General features: G+C 62.7%; 19 protein-coding genes. 7 read left to right on the forward strand and 12 right to left on the reverse strand.

Translation table 11 applies throughout. From position 1 onward, the window contains the following. Positions 1–6: 6 nt before the first annotated feature. The 7 genes from R8871_RS25415 to R8871_RS25445 all read right to left on the reverse strand — a co-directional run bounded on the left by R8871_RS25415 (position 7) and on the right by R8871_RS25445 (position 9,727). Positions 7–1,182, reverse strand: a complete 1,176-nt coding sequence (locus R8871_RS25415) for an acyl-CoA dehydrogenase (RefSeq protein WP_175052933.1) — start codon at positions 1,180–1,182, stop codon at positions 7–9. 170 nt (positions 1,183–1,352) lie between these two features. Continuing rightward, positions 1,353–3,326: a PAS domain-containing hybrid sensor histidine kinase/response regulator gene (locus R8871_RS25420; protein ID WP_175052934.1), complete on the reverse strand. Its 1,974-nt coding sequence runs from the start codon at positions 3,324–3,326 to the stop codon at positions 1,353–1,355. A 179-nt stretch (positions 3,327–3,505) separates the two neighbouring features. Continuing rightward, positions 3,506–5,068: a DHA2 family efflux MFS transporter permease subunit gene (locus tag R8871_RS25425; protein WP_175052935.1), complete on the reverse strand. Its 1,563-nt coding sequence runs from the start codon at positions 5,066–5,068 to the stop codon at positions 3,506–3,508. Between the two features lie 79 nt (positions 5,069–5,147). Continuing rightward, a complete protein-coding gene (locus R8871_RS25430) occupies positions 5,148–6,389 on the reverse strand; it encodes an HlyD family efflux transporter periplasmic adaptor subunit (RefSeq protein WP_175052936.1) in 1,242 nt (413 codons plus the stop codon). A gap of 42 nt (positions 6,390–6,431) precedes the next feature. Continuing rightward, a complete protein-coding gene (locus R8871_RS25435; RefSeq protein WP_175052937.1) occupies positions 6,432–7,973 on the reverse strand; it encodes an efflux transporter outer membrane subunit in 1,542 nt (513 codons plus the stop codon). Between the two features lie 72 nt (positions 7,974–8,045). Next, positions 8,046–8,483 carry a MarR family winged helix-turn-helix transcriptional regulator gene (locus tag R8871_RS25440; RefSeq protein WP_175052938.1) on the reverse strand — a complete coding sequence of 146 codons (438 nt, stop codon included), beginning with the start codon at positions 8,481–8,483 and terminating at the stop codon, positions 8,046–8,048. Between the two features lie 194 nt (positions 8,484–8,677). Next, on the reverse strand, positions 8,678–9,727 hold the full coding sequence (locus tag R8871_RS25445; RefSeq protein WP_175052939.1) for an NAD(P)/FAD-dependent oxidoreductase: 1,050 nt from the start codon (positions 9,725–9,727) through the stop codon (positions 8,678–8,680). Positions 9,728–9,987: 260 nt separating this feature from the next. Here R8871_RS25445 and R8871_RS25450 point away from each other — a divergent pair, with 260 nt between their 5' ends. Together R8871_RS25450 and R8871_RS25455 are read left to right on the forward strand one after the other, a co-directional pair. Next, positions 9,988–11,097 (forward strand): porin, encoded by a 1,110-nt coding sequence (locus R8871_RS25450; RefSeq protein ID WP_175052940.1) that lies wholly within the window; start codon positions 9,988–9,990, stop codon positions 11,095–11,097. Positions 11,098–11,099: 2 nt separating this feature from the next. Further along, positions 11,100–12,218 (forward strand): nucleoside hydrolase, encoded by a 1,119-nt coding sequence (locus R8871_RS25455; protein WP_246287713.1) that lies wholly within the window; start codon positions 11,100–11,102, stop codon positions 12,216–12,218. Positions 12,219–12,280: 62 nt separating this feature from the next. Here R8871_RS25455 and R8871_RS25460 read toward each other — a convergent pair whose 3' ends face one another. After that, the gene (locus tag R8871_RS25460; RefSeq protein ID WP_175052941.1) at positions 12,281–13,207 is read right to left on the reverse strand and encodes a LysR family transcriptional regulator; all 927 of its coding nucleotides are present in this window, start codon (positions 13,205–13,207) and stop codon (positions 12,281–12,283) included. Positions 13,208–13,290: 83 nt separating this feature from the next. On the opposite strand from R8871_RS25460, the gene R8871_RS25465 reads away from it, so the two are divergent. Both R8871_RS25465 and R8871_RS25470 read left to right on the forward strand, forming a co-directional pair. After that, complete coding sequence (locus tag R8871_RS25465) at positions 13,291–14,637, forward strand: NCS2 family permease (RefSeq protein WP_175052942.1); 1,347 nt, start codon at positions 13,291–13,293, stop codon at positions 14,635–14,637. 111 nt (positions 14,638–14,748) lie between these two features. After that, the gene (locus tag R8871_RS25470; protein WP_175052943.1) at positions 14,749–15,846 is read left to right on the forward strand and encodes an adenosine deaminase family protein; all 1,098 of its coding nucleotides are present in this window, start codon (positions 14,749–14,751) and stop codon (positions 15,844–15,846) included. 44 nt (positions 15,847–15,890) lie between these two features. Here R8871_RS25470 and R8871_RS25475 read toward each other — a convergent pair whose 3' ends face one another. Next, positions 15,891–16,751, reverse strand: a complete 861-nt coding sequence (locus R8871_RS25475; RefSeq protein WP_175052944.1) for a LysR family transcriptional regulator — start codon at positions 16,749–16,751, stop codon at positions 15,891–15,893. A gap of 93 nt (positions 16,752–16,844) precedes the next feature. On the opposite strand from R8871_RS25475, the gene R8871_RS25480 reads away from it, so the two are divergent. Beyond that, positions 16,845–18,299: a DHA2 family efflux MFS transporter permease subunit gene (locus R8871_RS25480; RefSeq protein ID WP_407673210.1), complete on the forward strand. Its 1,455-nt coding sequence runs from the start codon at positions 16,845–16,847 to the stop codon at positions 18,297–18,299. A 99-nt stretch (positions 18,300–18,398) separates the two neighbouring features. On the opposite strand, the gene R8871_RS25485 is transcribed toward R8871_RS25480, so the two are convergent. After that, positions 18,399–19,172 carry an SDR family NAD(P)-dependent oxidoreductase gene (locus R8871_RS25485; RefSeq protein ID WP_175052946.1) on the reverse strand — a complete coding sequence of 258 codons (774 nt, stop codon included), beginning with the start codon at positions 19,170–19,172 and terminating at the stop codon, positions 18,399–18,401. Positions 19,173–19,423: 251 nt separating this feature from the next. Here R8871_RS25485 and R8871_RS25490 point away from each other — a divergent pair, with 251 nt between their 5' ends. Beyond that, the gene (locus R8871_RS25490; protein ID WP_175052947.1) at positions 19,424–20,353 is read left to right on the forward strand and encodes a LysR family transcriptional regulator; all 930 of its coding nucleotides are present in this window, start codon (positions 19,424–19,426) and stop codon (positions 20,351–20,353) included. Between the two features lie 90 nt (positions 20,354–20,443). Here R8871_RS25490 and R8871_RS25495 read toward each other — a convergent pair whose 3' ends face one another. Together R8871_RS25495 and R8871_RS25500 are read right to left on the reverse strand one after the other, a co-directional pair. Further along, positions 20,444–20,686: a hypothetical protein gene (locus R8871_RS25495; protein ID WP_175052948.1), complete on the reverse strand. Its 243-nt coding sequence runs from the start codon at positions 20,684–20,686 to the stop codon at positions 20,444–20,446. A gap of 117 nt (positions 20,687–20,803) precedes the next feature. Continuing rightward, positions 20,804–21,055 (reverse strand): DUF1488 family protein, encoded by a 252-nt coding sequence (locus R8871_RS25500; RefSeq protein WP_175052949.1) that lies wholly within the window; start codon positions 21,053–21,055, stop codon positions 20,804–20,806. Between the two features lie 148 nt (positions 21,056–21,203). Between R8871_RS25500 and R8871_RS25505 the strand changes: the two genes are divergently transcribed. Beyond that, entirely contained in the window at positions 21,204–21,383 is a 180-nt protein-coding gene (locus R8871_RS25505; protein WP_093644937.1) for a hypothetical protein, read from the forward strand. Positions 21,384–21,395: the final 12 nt, after the last annotated feature.

Consider the following 21,395-nt stretch of genomic DNA (forward strand, 5'->3'; position numbering starts at 1 on the left):
ATCGCGTCAGAGCGTCCACGGCGCACCTCCGGCGGCAATGTTGGAATCGAACGTTGCCTTGGCGGTCAACTCACCGAGCGCGGCAAGATCGCGTTCGGCATGGCTTTGCCTCAGGAACACAGGCAGGTCCGCCAGCGCGCGGGCGAAGCGCGCATCGCGGCACAACGGACCGGCGCCGAGCGTGCGCGTGGCGTGGCACATCACGGCCGTCGCCGCTTCTTCAACCACGAGCCGTGCGCGCATGACTTCACGCTGCGAGTCGGCTTGTGGGTTCGCGTCGATATGAGCAGCGGTTTCGCGCAGCACCGCGGCGGCAGCGGCCAAAGCGATGTCGACCGCGCCGAGGTGGGCGAGCCGATGTGCGTCGGCACGTTGCGTGGACGCTTCGCGCAAGGTCCGGCCGATCTGCGTGGCGGCGCCGTACCAGCACGCGGCAATGCCGGCGCCGCCGTGCCAGAAGCCCGGCCGGCGCACGTATGCATGAGCTGCGCCCACGCATGTGGCGGGTGTCTGGTCGAAGATGACGTCAGCGCTCGCGGTTGCCTGCATGCCGATCGCCTGCCACTTCGATGTGTCGATCGAAATCGACGCGTGATCCATCGCGACGGCCGCCAGCACCGGTTCGTCGTCGAGCCACGCGGTGACAAGTGCGTGACTGACTACGTCCGCGCCCGAACACCAGGCTTTTGTGCCGCTCAGAGACAGTTGCCCGACATCGTCTGTTTCGGTACGAGTCGCGCGTTTGCTGGCCCGCACGCGCGCGTCAGGCGGCTCTGCGGCCCATACCCCCCAGCGGCTACCCGGAAGCGGCGTGGGCCCGTGCAGCTCGGCGAGAATCGCCAGCGCATCGGTATGCCCTTCGAACAGTTTGACCAGACCGAGATCGCACGCCGCAACCGCGGCCAGGGTACGCCAGCGCTCCAGAGTCTGCCCGTGCCCAGGCAATGGTGCGAAGGGCAAACGATCGTAGCCTCGCCGGATCAGTGCGCGTAAAACATCGCCCAGCGCGGCGGGGTCACTCGCGTCGAATTGCGCGTCATGCAGAAAATTTTCGAGCGGCTCGGCAGAACGCATAGCGCCCTTTCCGGCCAGTGACGCATCGGGATCGCGAGTGCGGGTTCTGCTGTTGTTTTCCGGCGGTCGCGCACTCACGCCGGCCGCACGATCACGGGTATCGAGCATCGCGTCTCCCTGAATCTGTTCGATCTGTGCGCACGGACTTTTGCTAGCCGCAGCGCGTGCAGACCGACAGCAAGCGGCGTGCCGCAGGTGTCTGGCACCCGCAGCACGCCGCAATATTTCAGGGGTTATAGCGCGCCGCGCACTCGTATGAAGGAAGCGCGCGTTGACGGCTAGCCGGGACCGCGCGCCCGGCGCCGCGTTTCCGCCTGCTCCAGCACCGCTTCGAATAGCGCGAGTTCCACCGGCTTGACCAGATGGGCGTGAAATCCCGCCGATTGGGTCCGTTCGCGATCGCTTGCGTGACCGAAGCCGGTCATGGCGGCGAACACGGTGTTGGACAGCCCGGGCATCGCGCGCAACGCCTCGAGCGTCGCGTAGCCATCCATTTTTGGCATCGCAAGGTCGATCAAGGCAAGGTGGGGTACGAGGCGCGGCGCAACGGCGATCGCCTGCGGGCCGTCGTAGGCAATGCGGACTTCGTGGCCTTTGAGTTCGAGCAGCATGGCGAGGCTGTCGGCGGAATCGCGATTGTCGTCCACCAGCAGAATACGCAGCGCGGACACCGCGTTTTCCGCACCGCAGGCTTGATCAGCCTGCTCTGCGGGGAGCGCCGCGGCAAACGGCAAACTGAGCGTGAACGAGCTGCCGAACCCCAGCCCCTCGCTGCTCGCAATGATGCTTCCTCCATGCAATTCGACCAGCGATTTGCACAATGTGAGGCCGATACCGAGGCCACCTTCGCCGAGGCTTTGCCCTTCCTTTTCCTGCGCGAACAACTCAAAGATCGCGTCAAGCGAACGTGCTGGAATGCCGCGGCCGTGATCGCGCACTTCCAGCACAGCCATCTGATGGTCGACGCGTCCGAATATCTCGATGCGGCTGCCAGGCGGCGAAAACTTCGACGCGTTATGCAGCAGGTTTTGCAGCACCTGCACGAGCCGTGTCGTGTCACCGTGAACGATTAGCGATTCGGCCGGCATGTGCGTAGCCACACTTTGCTCCCGCGAATCGGTAAACGGCCGTGCCGCTTCGATCGCACGCGCCACCACTTCGGCCAGATCGACGCGCGCGAGGCGCAACTCGACCTTGTCCGACATGATGCGGCCGACGTCGAGCAGATCGTCGACGAGACGCGTGAGGTGCGTAACCTGGCGGTCGATCAGATCGCGCGAGCGCGCGAGCGTCGGACTCACCCCCGTTTCGAGTTGCATCACGCCGATTGCGTTGCGTACCGGTGCAAGCGGATTGCGCAACTCGTGGGCGAGGGTCGCGAGAAACTTGCGCATGCGCTCGCTGGAGCGCGCCAGCTCTTCGCGCTCGCGGCGCTCGGTCAGATCGCGCGTGACTTTGGCGAAACCACGCAACCGGTTCGATTCGTCATACACAGCGGTGATGTTGACGTTGGCCCAGAAGGTGGTGCCGTCCTTGCGCACACGCCAGCCCTCGTCTTCGACCTTGCCGAGCTGTCTCGCGATCGCCAGTTCGCGCGCGGGCTTGCCGGCCGCGGCTTCTTCGCGTGTGTAGAAGTTCGAGAAATGCTGGCCGACGATTTCTTCGCGCGTATAGCCCTTGATGCGGGCGGCGCCTGCGTTCCAGCTCATCACAAAGCCGTCCGGATCGAGCATGAAAATCGCGTAATCTTTCACGTTGTCGACCAGCAGACGGAAGCGCTCTTCGCTCTGCCGCAACGCTTCCACAAACGCGCGCTGGGTGGTCAGATCGCGGGTAATCTTGGCAAAGCCGGTCAGCACACCCGACTCGTTGCGCACCGCCGTGATGACGACATTGCACCAGAAGGTCGTGCCGTCTTTGCGAACCCGCCAGCCTTCGTCCTCGAAACGCCCGGTCAACGCGGCTTGCTGCAACTCGTAAGCCGGCCAGCCGCGTGCCACAGCTTCAGCGGGGTAGAAACGCGAGAAATGCTCGCCGATGATTTCGTGCGCCGCGTAGCCCTTCAGTTTTTGCGCGCCGGCATTCCAGCTGACGATACGTCCGGTCGGGTCCAGCAGGAAGATCGCGTAGTCTTCGATCGACTGGACCAGCGCCCAGTAATCGACCTCGCCGGGCGTATCCGCACGGAGCACGGGAGGCTCGTCAGCGGTCTCGCCATTGTCGCCTGCGGGGTGGACGTCAGTCTTGTTCATGGTGAAAAGCGTCTATTGGTATGTTCAGTCAGCATACACCGGCTCACTTCCATGTTTCGCTTATTGCCCACCCGCTGCCCAACCGTCGCCCAACGATCGCACAACCGCGTTGACCAACCTTGTGAATCAAAGTCAGCGGGCTGAATCGGACGACGGCCACACCGCAGAAACACCTGCCCTCAATGCCCCCCGGCGCCAGCCGCCGCGGCCGCACTTGCCTTGTCCGGCTTCGTCACCCAGATCAGCGGAATGATCACCACGAAAATCACGGCGGAAAGCCAGAAAATATCGTTCAGCCCGAGCATCGCAGCCTGCGCGTTCATCGACTGTTCGAAGAACGCCATCGCCTGTGAGGCGCTTCCGCCCAGCGCCGCTTGCGCGGCGTCCAGAGCAGAAGTGAAGGTCGGATTGTTCACACTCGTTTGCTCGGCCAGCTGCGCATGATGCAGGATCGTACGGTCATTCCAACCTGTAGTAGCAAGCGACGTTCCCGCTGCTCCCGCAAACACCCGTGCGAAGTTCGACAATCCCGCAGCGGCCGGAATCTTGTCGGGCGTGAGGCCGGAAAGAATGATCGCCGTCAGCGGCACAAAGAACAACGCGGTCGGAATCCCTTGCAGCAGAGTCGGCAAGACCAGGGTCCACGTATCCACGCCCGTCGTGTAATGCGAGCGCATAAAAAACACGCTGGCGAACCCGAGAAACGCCAGCGTCGCCAACACTCGCGCATCCGACTTCGGCATGATCTTCGCCATCACCGGCGCGAGAATCACGGCAAAGATGCCAAGCGGCGCGGTAGCCAGACCGGCATCCACCGACCGGTAGCTCAGATACTCCTGCATCCACTGCGGCAACAGGACCAGGTTGGAGAAGAACACCGCGTACGCCACTGAAATCGCAATCGTGCCGCCCAGAAAATTACGCCCTCCGAACAATCGCAGGTCGATGATCGGATTCTTCTCGGTCAACTCCCAGATCAGAAAGAACACAAAGCTGACCGCCGCAAATACGGTCAGCGCGACAATCACAGGCGAATTGAACCAGTCGAGATCCTTGCCCTTGTCGAGCATGATCTGCAGCGAGCCCACCCATGCGATCAGCGAGAGCAGCCCTATCTTGTCGATCGGCAAGCGCTTCGTCGGGGTTTCGCGTGTGCGGTAGATTGCCCACGTCACGCCTGCTGCAAAGATGCCTACCGGGATATTGATGTAGAAGATCCATGACCACGAGTAGCTATCGGTAATCCAGCCGCCGAGCGCCGGGCCGGCGATGGGGCCCACCGTCGCTGTCATGGCCCACAACGCCAAAGCATGCGAGCTCTTTTCCCGCGGATACGAGCCGAGCAGAATCGCTTGCGACAGTGGAATCAAAGGCCCCGCCACCGCGCCCTGCACGATCCGCGCCGCGAGCAGTACCGGCAGCGTCGGCGCAATGCCGCATGCCCATGACGAGAGTACGAACAGCAGAATGGCCCACACGAACAGCTTGATCTGCCCGACGCGCTGCGTGAGCCAGCCCGTCAACGGAATCGCAATCGCGTTGGCGGCGGCGAACAGCGTAATCACCCACGTCCCCTCGTCCACCGATACACCAAGATTGCCCGCAATGGTCGGAATCGCGACGTTCGCGATCGACGAATCAAGCACGTTCATAAACGTGGCCAGGGCCACGGCAAGCGTCGCCAGCACAAGCTTGCCGCCGGTCAGAGGCGGGAGCGCTGCGGCGTTGGGCGATCCATTCATTTCGTCACCTGTCGAAGAAGTCTAATGTCTGACTTGTCAGCTAATTGGTTAAAAAAACGGGCGTCGGGAGATCCCCCGTTCAACCTGCTACCCGTGCTGCGTTCTTTGGCGTCGCGTTTGCTGCTACAGCACGTGCCGACGGCATGTTCTGCGCGATGATCCTGGCGATTTCGGCGTCGGCGTCGGCACCGTACTGGGCGAACACGTCCGTGCGATAAGTGGTGTTGATTGCCGCGCCCAGTTGAGTGCCCGACTCGTCGCGCGTTTCGACATCGACTTGCATCGACAGGCCGATCCGCAGCGGATGAGCGTTCAGTTCGTTCTGGTCGAGCTGGATTCGCGCCGGGAGACGCTGGACGACCTTGATCCAGTTGCCGGTCGCGTTCTGCGCAGGCAACACGGCAAATGCTGCGCCCGTACCCGCCGAGAACCCCACCACGTGGCCGTGATACTTGACGCTCGAGCCGTATACGTCGGCCGTCAACGTGACCGGTTGACCAATGCGCATGTGCTTCAGCTGGCCTTCCTTGAAGTTCGCATCGACCCACACGCCGTCGAGCGGCACGATCGCCATCAGCGGCGTGCCCGGCGCCACGCGCTGACCGACCTGCACTGAGCGGCGCGCCACATAGCCCGTCACCGGCGCGGGCAAGGTGTTGCGCGCGTAACTCAGGTACGCGTCGCGCACTTTCGAGGCGGCGGCCTGCACGTTCGGATGCAGTTCGACCGACGTGCGGTCGGTCAGCGCGTGATTGGCTGCGGCCTGCTGGCGAGCGGCGTCGAGCGCGGCTTGTGCGGCGCTGACGGCGTCGCGTGCATGGGCGATGTCCTCGCCGGATACCGCGCCCGTTTCGGCAACGGCCAGGCGGCGCTTGAGGTCGTCTTCGGCGCGAGCGAGATCGGACTGACGTTGCGCGACGGTTGCAGCGTAGAAATCATTGTTCACGTACAGGCCGGCGACCTGTCTCACGGTCTGGCCGAGTGTCGCTTCGGCATTCGACAGCGCGACTTTCGCGTCGGCGTTATCGAGCGTCACGACCGGTGCGCCCTGCTTGACGATCTGCGTGTCGTCGGCGTTCACCGCCACCACGGTGCCGCTTACTTGCGGCGTTAGCTGCACGAGATTGCCGTTGACGTAGGCATCGTCGGTCGACTGGTGATACTGGCCGTTCGTGATGTAGTAGGCGCCATAACCCGCGCCGGCCAACACTACTGTGGCGGCGAGCAAGGCGAGCAGCAGCTTGCGCTTCGCAGGCGCCCGCACTTGCTGGGGTTGGTCCGCGTCCGCCGTCTCGCGGTTGGTGGTGATCGTATCGCTCATTTTGTGGGTCCTGACAGAAAGTGAAAGCGTCGCGATGGCGTCTTAGCGGATGGCGACGACAGGGTTGGTTTGTACTGCCGAAGTTGCTGAGACTGCCGAGGTTGCCGATGCGGCCACGCTGCCCCGTGCGCTCGAATCAGCGCTGTCGCTGTAGCCGCCGCCCAATGCGGCAGCCAGCGCAATCTGCTGATCGCGGCGGTTCATCTTCAGATTGGCGACCTGCTGATCGGCGGCAAGCGCAGTGGTGTCGGCATTCAGTACCGTCAGCTGATTCGCGAGACCGGCCCTGTACTGCGTGAGCGCCAGCTGATCGGCGCCACGGGCGGCTTCCTGGGCAGCTTGCGCATCGCCGAGTTGCTCGTCGGTCGAACGGATCTGCGCGAGTTGCGTCGCGACTTCGGACAGCGCGGTGACGAGCGTCTGGTTATACGTCGCGACGGCGTAGTCGAAGTCGGCATACCGGCCCTTCAGTTGCGCGCGCAACTGACCGCCGTCGAAGATCGGCAGATGAATCGCGGGACCGGCCGACGCCGTGCGGCTCGCTGCGGTCAGAAAACGGCCGAAGCCGAATGCATCGAGCCCGATCGCGGCGCTCAGGTTGATGTCGGGATAGAACTCGGCCTTGGCTTCCTTCACGTCATGCGTGAGCGCGTCGACGCGCCATCTGGCGGCGACCAGATCCGGGCGACGGCTCACCAGGTCGGCAGGCAGGTTGTCCGGCAAACCGACTTCGTCGCCGATTCCGAGCGTTGGGCGCGCAATCGCGAGGCCACGGTCCGGGCCGGCGCCAAGCAATGCGGCCAATTGATAGCGGGTGGTGAGGATGCTGCCGTCGAGCGACGCCAACGTCGCGCGACTCGTAGCGAGGTTCGCTTGCGCCGTCTTGCGCTCGACCTGAGTATCGAGGCCTGTTGCAATGCGCCCGGCGGTGATGCGGTCGATCTGCTCGCGTTGCGTGATCTCCTGCTGCGCGATGTCGCGTAACGCGTACAGGCGGGCGAGCTGGTTATAGGCCCGTGCCGTTGCGGACGTCAGCGACAACCTCACGACTTCGGCATCCGCCTGGCTCGCCTGCAGTTGAGACAGCGAGGCTTTGAGCGCTTCGCGATTCTTGCCCCACAAGTCGAGATCATAGGAGGCGGATAGCAGGCCCTGATTCTCCGATTGCCATGAGCCGCCATACGGCGGCGGCACGAGCGCCGTGCCCGAATACTGCTGGCGCGTGAACGAATACGTGGCGCCGACTTGCGGCATTGTGCTGGCCTTCGCGGTGTCGCTATACGCAGCGGCCGCGGCAACGCGTGCCCGCGCCTGTTCGATCGACGGATTGCCCTTCAGCGCTTCCATGAGCAAGGCCTTCAGTTGCGCGTCGCCAAACTGGTCCGCCCAATCGGCAGCGGGCCAATGGCCATGATCCGCGGGGAGGCTTTGTTGCGTCGCGTAGGTCTGTGGCTGTGCCATCTGTTTGTCGCTCGAGATGCCAGCGTAGTTCGCGCAAGCCGACAGCACGGCCGCGAAGATTGCCGTCACGCCCGCCTTCGCGATGCGTGACCTGGCTGCCTGCCTATTTAGCTGCAATATCATTTGCTGACCTGTCAGATATTAAGGTAAAAAAATGGCTGCGATCGTTCGCAGCGCTGTTTGCCTCGTCGCTTGCTAGTCTTCAAGAAACTTGTTCAGCAGGCGGCGCAATTCCTCGAATTCGGCTTTGGTGAACTTCCTCAACCGCCCGTTGAGGACCGCCGGCGCAATCCGCGGAAGTTGCGCGGCGACGTCCTCCCCTGCCTTCGTCAACTTCAGATTGACGACGCGCCGGTCCTCGATACTGCGCGAGCGCTCCAGCAGACCTTTGGTCTCGAGCTTGTCGAGCATGCGTGTCATCAAACCCGTATCGATACCAAGATGTTTGGACAACTCGAACGGCGTGGTCGCAATGTCCTGACGCAACGACAGCAGAATGCCCATTTGTTGGCTGGTGATATCCAGATCTTTGAGCGCGGCGTCCATTTCCGTAATCAACACGTTGCGCGCCTTGTTGATGGAGAACCCCACGCTGTTTGTCAGACCGAAACTCTCCGGCGTGTAGTGATCCATGCGCAGCTCCTGGTTGGTTGGAATCAATATATCTGCAATGTCAGATACTGTCAAATTTAAATTCGCAGAAGTCAGATTTCTCAATGCAAGGGGATGGCAAATATGATCGGACGAATATTCGGCGCGTGGCCGACGTTCGCGGGGAGAACCGCGGAGCACGGCCTCCCGCACTGACTGAACGGCTGTCGCCCCGGTCAGCCTGCCGCGCCGACCTTTTCCGCCAGCTTCGCGTCGTAACTGGAATGGACGTGCACTCGCTTCTTCTCCGGATAGGCGTACGTGTACGCCCTGCGCAGCGCCAGCGACGCCTCGTGAAACCCGGACAGAATCAGCTTCTGCTTGTTCGGATAGTTGGCGATGTCGCCGACCGCGAAGATGCCGGGCCGCGAGCTTTCGTAGTTGGACGTATCCACGTCGACGCGGCCGCCGTGAATCGACAGATTCCACTGCGCAATTGGCCCGAGATCGGCAACCAGCCCGTACAGCACGACGAGGTGCTCAGTGTCGAGTTGCGTTTCGCCTTCGATATGCCGTAGCGCGATCGACTTCAACGTATCGCCTTCGACGTTGAGCCCCGAAATCGCGCCGACGATGAAGTCCATCTCCCCTGCCTCAACCGCGCGCCGCATCGACTCGACACTCGAATCCGCCGCACTGAAGCCGTTGCGACGATGCACCAGGGTCACGCGCCGCGCGACCTTGCGCAGCGCCAGCGCCCAATCGAGCGCAGAATCGCCGCCGCCGGCCACCACCACGTTCTTGTCGGCGAAATCGGCGAGACGTTGCACGCTGTAGTGCACGTGACGCGACTCCAGCGGCACGGCCTCGGCAAGCGCCAGCCTTTGCGGCACGAACGCACCGTTGCCGGCGGCAAGCAGAATCGCGGCTACGTCGAATACGAGGCCGCGGTCGGTGCGCACGGTCCAGCGCCCGTCGTCGCGCTGCTCGACCGACTCGACCCGTTGCTCGAGACGGATGGGCACATCGAACGGCTTGCATTGCGCCATCAGGCGCTCGACCAGTTCGCGCGCGGTACACGAGGGAATCGCGGGAATGTCGTAGATCGGCTTGTCCGGATAGAGCTCGATGCACTGCCCGCCCACCTTGTCGAGCCCATCGACGATCTGGCACGACAGACCGATTACACCGGCTTCAAAAGCGGCAAAAAGGCCCACAGGGCCGGCTCCGACAATCAGGACATCGGTACGGATCGGTTGCAGAAGCGGGTCTGTTGCGGACGTCATTCGGAGTCTCATCGGGTAGATCGATGATCCACCATACAGAATCGCCCGAGGCCCGGCAACGATGCCATTACAGGCGATAAGGGCGCTTCGGTTCAGCAGGCCTCGCTCCGCGAGCGGCCACCAGAGACCCCATTGAATAGATTAAATTTATAGAACTATAAAAAAACAACATTATTTTTATAGCCGACGGCTTCGTATAGTCGAGCCCAGTTCGAATGCGCCCTCCGCTCGGCGCCCTCTTTTCCCGCTACTGGACCACGATGAAACTACTCAAGTTCGCCCCTCTCGCGATCGCCGGCGCGCTCTCCAGCGCCGCCCATGCGCAAAGCAGCGTGACGCTGTATGGCCTGATTTCCGCGGGCGTCGGCTATGCGACGAATCAGGGCGGCAAGAACGCGTGGCAGGCACTGTCGGGCACCAACCAGAACCCGCGCTGGGGTTTGAAGGGCGTCGAAGATCTGGGCGGCGGCACGACTGCCATCTTCCAGCTGGAAAATGGCTTCAACGTGATGACCGGCACCGCGTCGCAAAACGGCCGCGAGTTCGGCCGGCAGGCGTTCGTCGGGCTCGCCAGCAAGACGTACGGTACGTTGACCTTCGGCCGGCAGTACGACACGGTGCACGACTATGTCGGCCCGGTGATCATCGCGAGCAACGGCGTGAACATCGGCGACAACGACAACGGTTATAACGACATCCGCGTGCAGAATGCGGTGAAGTACGTGACGCCCGACTATCGCGGCCTGAAGGCCACGGCCGAATACGGCTTCAGCAACGCCACCGGTTTCGCCAATAACAATGCGTACAGCTTCGGCGCCGGTTACGAAAACGGACCGCTGAAGTGGAGCGTGGTCTACGCGCAGTACAACAACCCGTTTAGCGCGACCAATCCGGACGGCGCGATTTCGAACGACTACGCGTCGTCGCTGCTGATCTTTGCGAAGAGCGCGTTGCATCCGGCTGCCTATGCGAGCAAGCAGCGCATCTTCGGCACGGGCGGCTTCTACACGGTCGGCCCTGCGCAATTTGCAGCGCTCTTCACCGATGTCCGCTACGATTATCTCGACGGTTCGCATCTGCGTTTGCAGAACTACAACCTGAACCTGAATTACCACGTGACGCCCGCGCTCGTTCTCGGCGCAGCGTATGCCTTCACTGACGGCAAATACGATGTGATCAACACGAGCCCCAAATGGCATCAGGTCAATCTGCAAGCCGACTATTTCCTGTCGAAACGCACCGACGTCGCGCTGACGGTGATCGCGCAGCAAGCTGCTGGCGACGCGCAACACGCGCAGATTTTCGCCTATGCGCAATCCACCGGCATCCGTCAGATGATCACGACGGTCGGCATGCGCCACGTGTTCTGACGATGATGAACGCCTTCGATCCAACGCAGGACCGACGCGCATTTTTGCGCACGGCCATGGGACTGGCTGCGGGTGCATCGGCGTGGCCGATGCTGGCCGCTGCTGCCGGTGGTGCCGCAGCAGCTGACGCGGCCAGCGGCACGTCCTCTTCAAGCGCCACCGCTTTGCAAAGCGGCGCGCGCCGCAGCGTGATCATCGATTGCGATCCCGGTCAGGACGACGCGATCGCGATCCTGTTCGCCCTCGGCGCAAGCGAGCGGCTCGACGTGCGCGCGATCACGACGGTCGCGGGCAACGTGCCGCTCAACCTCACCGAACGCAACGCGCGCATCGTGCGTGACTGGGCCGAGCGTACACAATCGCTGCCGGTGTATGCGGGCTGTCCGCGTCCGCTCACGCGTGAACTGATCACGGCCGCCAACGTGCACGGCAAGACCGGTCTCGAAGGCGTGCCGCTGCATGAACCGCTCGCGCCTCTCGCGCCGCAGCACGCGGTCGCCTTCCTGATCGACGCCTTGCGCGCGGCGCCGCCGCATAGCGTGACGTTGTGCGCGCTCGGGCCGTTGACCAACCTCGCCACCGCGTTCACCGAAGCGCCGGAGATTCGCAACGGCATCCGCGAAATCGTGCTGATGGGCGGCGCTTTCTTCGAGCGCGGCAACATCACGCCCGCGGCCGAGTTCAACATCTACGTCGACCCGCAGGCCGCGCAAGTTGTGTTTGCGAGCGGTGTGCCGATCGTCGTGCTGCCGCGCGACGTCGCCGTGAAAGCACCGATCACGCCGGCACGGATCGCACCGATTCGCGCGCTCGGCAATCGCTGCGGCACCATGGCCGCCGATATCATGGCCGCGGAAGTCGCGTATCAGAAGGGACGCCGGGGCGTTGAAGAAGCACCGATGTACGACCCTTGCGCGACCGGCTACCTGATCGAGCCGTCCCTCTTCAAGGGACGCGAGGTCAACGTGATGATCGAGACAGTCGGCGAATGGACGCTTGGTGAAACCGTGGTGGACTGGAGCGGACATAGCGGCCGCAAGCCGAACGCGACCTGGATCACCGAAGTCGACGCGGACGGTTTTTACGCCGCCTTGCGCGCACGGCTCGCCACGCTGCCGTGATCCGGAGAACGCTTGAACCTGTGAAAGGCTCGACAACGGTCATGGATACCGCCTGCGTTGCGTCAGATATGCGCGGCGAGCCATTCGCGGCAAGCCCGCACGTGCGGGCCTCGATCGTCGCCGTCGAGCGAGATCAGTGCGATAGAACGGGTGACGCGCGGCTTGTCGAGACGCAACGCGACCAGTTCCGTGTCGTGCAGATGCATGGTGTAGAGACTGGGCAGTACCGCAATCGCCAGACGGTTGCGCACGAGCTCGTACAACGGCTCGGTGTATTCGACGCGGTAGGCGACCGTCAATTGCAGACCTTCGGCCCCGCCGGTGCGCTGCAACGCGTCGCTGACACTGCCACGCACGAACACCGCGAGATCGCGGCCCACGAGCTTCGCCCACGCAAGGGTCTTTTTCTGCGCGAGCGGATCGTCGCGCCGCACCACCACCACGATCTGATCCTCGAACAGGTCCTGGTAGCGCAACGCGGCTTCGCCGTCGTTGTCCGCCGTGGCCGCATCGGGCTCGTGCACACCGACGCCGAAATCGACTGCCCCCTGCCGCACGGCATCGATCAAGGCGGTGTTCGGCATATCGTTCAGCGTAAAACGCAGCGACGCCTGCTTTGCGCGCAACAAGGCGAGCGCGGGCAACAGGCGCGCCGCAGCCGACGGAATCAGTCCGATGCGCACCGTCTGCACGCGTTCGGCAAAGGTGCTCGCCATATCGTCGAAGGTGCCGCGCGCCTGATTGAGCAGACGCTCGGCAAGCGGCAACACGCTCGCGCCGGCATGCGTGAGCGTCAACCGATGCGCGGAGCGCGCGAACAACGGTCCGCCGAGCAGGAACTCGATCTGCCGGATCGCCGCAGTCAGCGCAGGCTGCGTCAAGGCGAGCGACTGCGCGGCCTGCGTGAAACTGCGCGCATGCGCAAGCGTCACGAAGTACTGGATTTGCCGCAGCGTGAGCGCGGGCAAGAGAGACGAACGGTCGGTCATGGAGAGCAATGCATCGACGCAATGCGCAGCAGTATAAATGGCATGGTTACAGGATGAATCAATTGGTCAATAACGAATCTTCAATGCCGGCAGCAAACAACCCGGCACCCACGGCGCGCGGCGGCTGGCTCGAACGGCGCTTCGCGCTCGCCGAGCGCAAGACCAGCGTGCGTATCGAAACGATCGCCGGCATCACGTCGTTTCTGGCGGCCGCCTATCTGCTGGTGGTGATTCCGTCGCTGCTGTCGGCGGGCGGCATGGATCGCGGCGCGGCGACGACCGCAACGATTCTGGTGTTCGTGCTGAGCACGGTGCTCATGGCGCTGTACGCGAATCTGCCGTTTCTGGTGGGGCCCGGCATCGGCGGCTCGGTGATTCTCGGCATTACGCTCGCAGGCGAGCATGTCGCGTGGCAAACGGGCTTGGGCATCGCGTTCGTATCCGGCGTGCTGTTTCTGATCCTGACACTGGTGGGCGCGCGCAGTCTCGTGGTCCGGTTGATTCCGGCGCAAATCAAGCTCGGGCTTGGCGCTTCGATCGGATTGTTCATCGCGGTGCTCGGTTTCCGTAATGCCGGGATGGTGCTCGCCAATGCGAAGACCAATGCACTCGCGCTCGGCGATTTCTCGCGGCCCGGCACCCTGGTCGCCTTGATCGGACTCGGCGCGGCTGTCGTGCTGCAAGGCCGCCGCGTGCCCGGTGCGATCTTGTGGGCGATCCTGATCGCGGCCGCCGCCGGTGTGCCGCTCGGCGTCACGCATATGCCCGCGTCGTTTCTCTCGTGGCCGCATAGCATTGCGCCGATCGCATTCAAGCTCGACATCGCAAGCGCCTTGAGCGTGGCCGCCATTCCGTATCTGTTCGTGTTCTTCGCGGCGGAGTTTTTCTCGACGCTCGGCACCACGCTCGCGGTCGGCGCCAAAGCGGATCTGCTCGACGAAAACGCAAATCTGCCCAATATCAACCGCCCGTTTCTCGTCGATTCGATTGCGGCGACGCTTGGCCCGGTGTTCGGCATTCCGGCGCTCACGGCGCTGGTGGAATCCGCGGCAGGTGTTGAAGCGGGTGGACGTACCGGCCTTTCTTCGCTTGCGGCCGCTGCGATGTTCGCACTCATGCTGTTGTTCGTGCCGGTCGCGCTGGCCATTCCGAAAGAAGCTACCGCGCCCGCGTTGATCCTGATCGGACTGTCGATGTTCAGCACGATTCGCCACACGCATTTCGACGACTTCAGCGACTCGCTGCCCGTTCTCTCAATGGTGCTGCTCACGCTGATGTCGAACAGTTTCGGCACTGGTATCGCGGGCGGTCTGCTCTGCTATGTGCTTGTCAAGCTGCTCGCCGGACGTTTCCGTGAAGTACCGTGGGGCCTCTATGTGCTGGCCGTGCCACTCAGCTATTACTTCTATACCGTGGTGAAGCCGCATTGAGATTTGCACCTTGGCACTCTGCTTACCTGACTTTGCCGCACGTTGTTATCCTGCATTCGCACTAAACTGAATCAGCGTCGAGTTTTACGCACTACCGAAAACCATACCGACATGAAAGAGACATTGGGCAACGTGCCCGCATCGCGCCTTGGCATTACGCTCACCGATGCCCATCGCGCCTTCTTCACGGCCCTGCCGAAGGTCGAGTTGCATTGCCACCTGCTGGGCGCGGTGCGTCATGAGACCTTTATCGCGCTCGCTGAAAAGAGCAACGCGCCGATCGACCGCGAAGAAATCGACGCGTTTTATACGCGCGGCGAAAAGCCCGTTGGCGTGCTACGTGTGCTGCGCGCGCTCGACGAGCATCTGCTCACGCACGCCGACGACCTGCATCGCATCACCTACGAATATCTCGCCGACGCCGCCGCACACCAGGTACGCCATAGCGAATTCTTCTGGAATCCTACCGGCACCGTGCACGTATCGAAGATTCCCTACGCGGATGCGCAAGCGGCCATCGTCACCGCGATTCGCGACGCCGCGCGCGATTTCGGCATCAGCGCGCGGCTGATTCCAAGCATCGACCGCGAAGCCGATCCCGACGAAGCAGTCGCGCTGGTCGACTGGATGTGCGCGCATCGCGCGGACGAAGTGGCGGGCCTCGGCATCGATTACCGCGAGAACGACCGGCCGCCTGAGTTGTTCTGGAAGGCGTACCGCAATGCGCGCAACGCCGGCTTCAAAACCACCGCGCATGCAGGCGAATTCGGCATGCCGTGGCGCAACGTCGAGACGGCCGTAGACCTGCTGCATTGCGATCGGATCGATCACGGCTATACGATCGTCGATAACCCGCAGTTGGCGGCCCAATACGGGGAACGCGGCATCGTGTTCACCGTAGTGCCGACTAACTCCTACTATTTGCGCACCCTCGCCCCGGAAGTCTGGGCCGAACAGCATCCCATGCGGCGTATGCCGGGTTTAGGCATGAAAATTCACCCGAACACCGACGACCCGACGCTGCACAAAGTGACGCCAAGCGAAGCATGGCAATTGATGTATAGCCACTTCGGCTTCAGCATTGCCGAGTTACGGCAGTTCATGCTGAACGGCATCGACGGCGCATGGATCGACGAAGCGACGCGCCACGCCTGGCGCGCGGCGTGGGGTGCGGAGTTCGACGCGTTGGCGGCGGCCTTGCCCGCTTGAGTGCGGACGGTGCTTCAAGTCAGGTTAGCCACTCCCGCACGGTTTCACTCACCAATCCACGAACCGCGCAAATCGCTGTCGTGCAGCAATTGCAATAACGTGCCCGCCGGACGGCTCAGCCGTTTGGCGGCCAGCGCGATAAATTCCACCGAAGGCAGCGTTGGCAGACTGGCCGCGTTGAGCGGCGGCGTCAGGCCTCGCGCGGCCAGATACTGCGGACGAACCGTGATACCGAGCCCGCCGCGCGCAGCCGCAATGCAGCCCGAATGACTGCTGCTCGTACATACCAGCTGCCAGCTGAAACCGGCTTCGGCGAGCGCGTCGAGCACCACCGCCCGGGTCACGCTCGGCTCGGCGACCAGAATCAGCGGCAACGGCTGGCTAAGATCGACCAGCGTGCCGGCGCGCGCCAGCCACTCCAGCCGCCCCGTGAACAGCGGCACGCCGCGCCGGTCGCCCAGACGCCGCTTGCCGACCAGCAGATCGATCGAACCGGCGTCCAGCAATTCATAGAGCTTGCCCGTCATACCGATCGTGATTTCCAACTCGACATCGGGATGCGCGTCGCGAAACGCCGCCAGCACCGTGGGCAACGGCCCGAGCGCGACATCGTCCGATGAGCCGAGCCGCACGCGCCCTTTCAGACGCGGCGCGCGAAACTGCGATTCGGCCCGCGCGAGCGCTTGCAGGATGACGCTGGCGTGCGCGAGCATGGCCTCGCCGTCCGGGGTCATTGCGAGCGAATGGGTGTCGCGCACGAACAGGCGCCGCCCGACGCTCTGTTCGAGCCGGCGGATGTGTTCGCTGACGCTCGACTGCGTGAGGTCGAGTTGCCGCCCCGCCTCGGTAAAGCTATGGCAGGCCGCGACTGTCGCGAAGGTCTTGAGCCAGATGGGATTGAGCATGCGTCATTGTGGTCCTGGTCATCGGCAAAGTCGATAACAGTCAACAACTCTAGTGGGGTTCCCGATTGACGAGGATGTCAATATCATGACGCAATCCCCCCAACGATCGCTCCGAGCCCGGCCCGCCGCCCCGTAGCTCAATTGAACATGAACAAGGATTCCGCCCAGACCGCACTGCTCTGGATCGTCGCCGCCGGCTTTTTCATGCAGTCGCTCGACACCACGATCGTCAACACCGCGCTGCCGTCGATTGCGAACAGCCTGCACGTCGCGCCCCTCGCGATGCAGCCGATCGTGGTGGCCTACACGCTGACCATGGCGATGCTCACCCCTGCGTCGGGCTGGCTCGCCGACCGCTTCGGCACGCGGCGGGTCTATTTCGTGGCGATTCTGATATTCGTGCTCGGGTCGATCTGCTGTGCGAGCGCGCATACGCTCGGCCAACTGGTGATGGCGCGGGTCCTGCAAGGCCTGGGCGGCTCGATGCTGCTGCCGATCGGACGGCTCGCCGTTCTGCGCAGCGTCTCGAGCGAGCAATACGTATCGGCGCTCGCGTTCATTTCGATTGCCGGCCAATTGGGCCCGATTGCCGGCCCGACGCTCGGCGGCTGGTTTGTTGAGGCCATCACGTGGCACTGGATCTTTCTGATCAATGTGCCGATCGGCGCATTGGGTCTCTATGCGGTACAGCGGTATTTGCCTGCCCATGGCGAAGCCAAGGCGCCACCCTTCGACTTCGTTGGTTGCGGGCTGCTGTCGCTGTGCATGATCGCGTTTTCGCTGGCCGTCGAGGCGCCCGTCGCGACGCATCGCGCGGCATGGTCGGCGGGTCTCTTCGCACTCGCGATTGTCAGCGCGCTCGCCTACATTCCGCACGCAAAGCGCCGCAACAATCCGCTATTCAAACTCTCGCTCTTCAGCGAACCGAATTTCAGCGTCGGTCTTATCGGCAACCTGGTGTGCCGCATCGGCTCGAGCGCCGTACCGTTTCTCGTGCCGTTGCTGTTGCAATTGCAACTCGGCTACACACCGCTGCATTCCGGCCTGATGATGCTGCCTGCCGCACTTGCCGGCACCCTCACCAAGCGCTGGATTGCGCCGCTCGTGCGTCGCTATGGCTATGACACGTTCCTGCTCGTCAACACGATAATCGTCGGGTCGGCGATCGTTGCGTTCGCATTGATTACGCGGGGTACGCCGCTCATCGTCGAGATCGTGATTCTGGCGGTGTTCGGCGGCGCCAACTCCATGCAATTCGCGGCGATGAACAGCGTCACGCTCAAAGGCCTCTCGCACGAAGACGCCGGCAGCGGCAACAGTCTCTTTTCGATGGTGCAGATGCTGGCGATCGGCCTGGGTGTCTCGATCGGCGGCGGACTGGTGAATCTGTTCTCGGCGCAATGGGGATCGGCGGCGCTCGGGTTCCGCCTGAGCTTCGTGTGCGTGGGCGTCATCACGCTGGTGTCCGCATGGGTGTTTCGCCATCTCGACGAAGCGCCCGTCACGCGCGACGTGCGTGGTCAGGCGACCCAGGGTGCGGGGCGCTGAGTATCGGGCGCGGCGGGTCCGCTTGCGCGCCTGACCCTAACCGTGGCTACGCTGAGTCGCACGTGACCCGGAAGACTCAGCGCACTGCCGCCGCTACGCTCAGTCCGGCAAACGGATACCGGAAAATCCCTCACAGGCTGCGATCAAACGCTCTTGCACCGCGACGTCGCGAACCGCCGGATGCGTCTCGCGCGGCTTCTTATGATAGAAGTACCCACCACTCACGGTGGCCGACGGTTCATCGCTGACAGCAAGCCACACCTGGGTTTTCGGCGCAGCTTGCAGATCGTCCGGTGCGCCTGCTCCACCCATTTTTGTCGCCACCCAACCGGGCTCCAGTGCGTTTGACAATACCGCCGGCCAGCGGCGCGCCATCGCAAACGCCAGCAGCGCGTCATGCAGCTTCGAGTCGGAATAGGCGGCCGTGCCCTGCCACGGTCGCCGGTCCCATGCAAGATCGTCGAGGCTTGCGTCACCGCTGCGATGTAAGCCCGAGCTAAGATACACGAGCCGCTGCGGCTTCCTGATCAGCGCGGTCAGGATGTAGGGGGCCAGCGTGTTGACCGCGAAGACATGCGGCAGTCCGTCGACGGTGGCAATCCGGCGGGGCTCCTGGTAACCGACCGCCGCGTTGTGGATCACTGCGTCGAAGCGGCCGAGTGTGTTGACCTGCTCCGCTAACGCGACTGCCTCTGCAATGCTCGACAGATCGCCTGCTAAAGCAGTTTCCGCTTTCGGTACGGCCTTCAACGCTTCTTCCGCACGCGCCGCATTGCGTGCATGCAAAACCACTTGATGACCGGCGCCGACGAGCAGACGCGCGGCCATCTGGCCGAGGCCGTCGGCGGAACCGGTGATAAAAACTCGCGACATGATGGCGCTCTCCGTTGATCAGTTATATATGCCTGACGCATGGTGAGAACCGCGTTCCATCGTGCAGCAGGCGAACCCGTGCAGATTAGCGCCTAACGCGTGCCTGACGCGATAGCGTGGCTGTCATTCCACTCATGATTCGGCGTCATTGATCGGCCCGCACAGGTGGCGTTTCCTGGCGTCGCGGTATGAATTCAAACAGTGTTTCGCGATAGCATGTCATGCATTAATGCATAACAAAGGAATATCACATGCCATTTGACGAGCGCATGCTGAACGGCATGGGCGTGCTGACGGCGATTGTCGACTGCGGCAGTTTTGCAGCGGCGGGCGAGGCACTCGACATGTCGCAATCCGGCGTCAGCCGTTCGGTTGCACGGCTTGAAGCACGCCTCGGCATCCGCCTATTCGACCGCACCACCCGCTCGGTCACGCTGACCGACGAAGGCCGGCGCTTCTACGAACAGATCGTGCCGCTACTCGGCGGACTCGAAGAAGCGGCAGCCTCAGCGGCCCAGGGCGCCACGGCGGTTCGTGGACGTCTGCGCGTGAACATGGACCCGTTCTTTTCGCGTCTTGTGCTCGGACCGAGGCTCGGCAGTTTCGTCGATAAGCATGCCGATCTGCAGCTCGAGCTGATCACGCGTGACCAGTTAGGCGATATGGTTGCCGACGGGTTCGATCTTGCGATCCGTTTCGGTGACCCACCGGTTTCGTCGCTCATTGCACGCAAGCTGCTCGATACGCGGGTTCTGACCGTCGCCGCACCGTCGTATCTGAAGAAACATGGCCATCCGGCAAGCCCGGCCGAACTCGAAACCGGCAAGCATGCATGCATCAAGTTTCGTGATCCGCTAACGGGTTACCCGTTCAGTTGGGAGTTTCACCGCGGACGCAAGAAGACGACGATTACGCCGGAAGGCCGTCTGACCGTGAACGACGTCGGCACCTTGCATAGCGTGTGCGCCGCCGGCCAGGGTGTCGCGCAGATTCTCGCGTTCGGCGCCGAGTCGTTGCTCGCCAATGGCAAACTGGTCGAACTGTTTCCCGACTGGAGCGACGAGGTTTATCCGCTATATGCGCTCTATCCTTCGCGGCATCATCCGCCGGCCAAGGTGCGGGCCTTCTTCGACTTCATCGTTTCGCTGACTGGCGGCCCGACACGCGAAACGGCTGCCTGAATGGCGGTTGGGCGAGTGTGACGCTCAACACACGGCACAAATAAAAAAACCGGCTTGACGCCGGTTATTTTCGTTCCGAATGCCGAATGCCTACAGAGCGATGGTTTTCTTTTTAAGCATCAAGGGTCGACGCGTTTCCATCAGCGTACGTTTTGCACCGAGCCACTTCGTCACGTGCTTGACCCATTGCTTCGGTGCGGTCTCAATGCCCTCTGCCTGCTGCGGCTCGTTTGCCGCGGGTGCGGCCGTTTTTTCGCTTTCACCGAGGCGTTCTGCTTCGCGCCGCCGTTTGCTGTCGGCAATTTCTTCTAGATTGACCTGGTCATCATCCATGCTGGAACTCCCGCGACAAAGCAAGGCGAGGCGCCGGTGGGTGCCGCGTTGCTTTGGCTGTGGAACAAGGCGGCGCACGGCAGGTCCGGTTGGACCTACCGCGCCGCGCTCGCTATATCAAGAAATCGTGTAGCGGTTTTGCGGACCGCCGACATACAGACCGCGAGCGAGCGTGAGAATTTGCTCGCGATGACGGTCGAAGGCTGCCAGCACTGCCGGCTCGTCGGAGCCTGCGCTCGGGCTCAGATTCGAAATGACCGAATCGTTGACAGTGAAGGCGATTTCGCGCGCATTGTCATAGCCCCAGAAATTGACACAATGACGGAAGGCGTCATAGCTGCGGCTGGGGTTCGGGAAGTTGAGGGCCATTTCACGCTCCCGTGGTGTTTTCCTTCTTCACGGTGCGCTGAATATGGGGCGCGGTCAAGGTGTTGTTTGTAAGTGTGGGTGTTGATCGGGTCCATGCCTTGCTGTTCTGCAGGTGTTCTCACACCCGTTCTCACACCAGGAGCATGCAATGAGCGAAACCAAAGAACACAAGGGCGCAAAGCCTGCCGACATCGAACATCCGCAGCCCGCCACCCACAGCGACAACGAAAAGAGCAAGCTGCCCGAACGCCACGACGAAGGGCGCGATCAGTCGCCGGCGGACCGTCCCGGAAAAAAACCCGGCGAAGGCGAACCGTCAGTGAGTTGAATAATTAACCGC

Source organism: Paraburkholderia sediminicola, assembly GCF_902859805.1.
GTDB classification, from domain to species: domain Bacteria; phylum Pseudomonadota; class Gammaproteobacteria; order Burkholderiales; family Burkholderiaceae; genus Paraburkholderia; species Paraburkholderia sediminicola.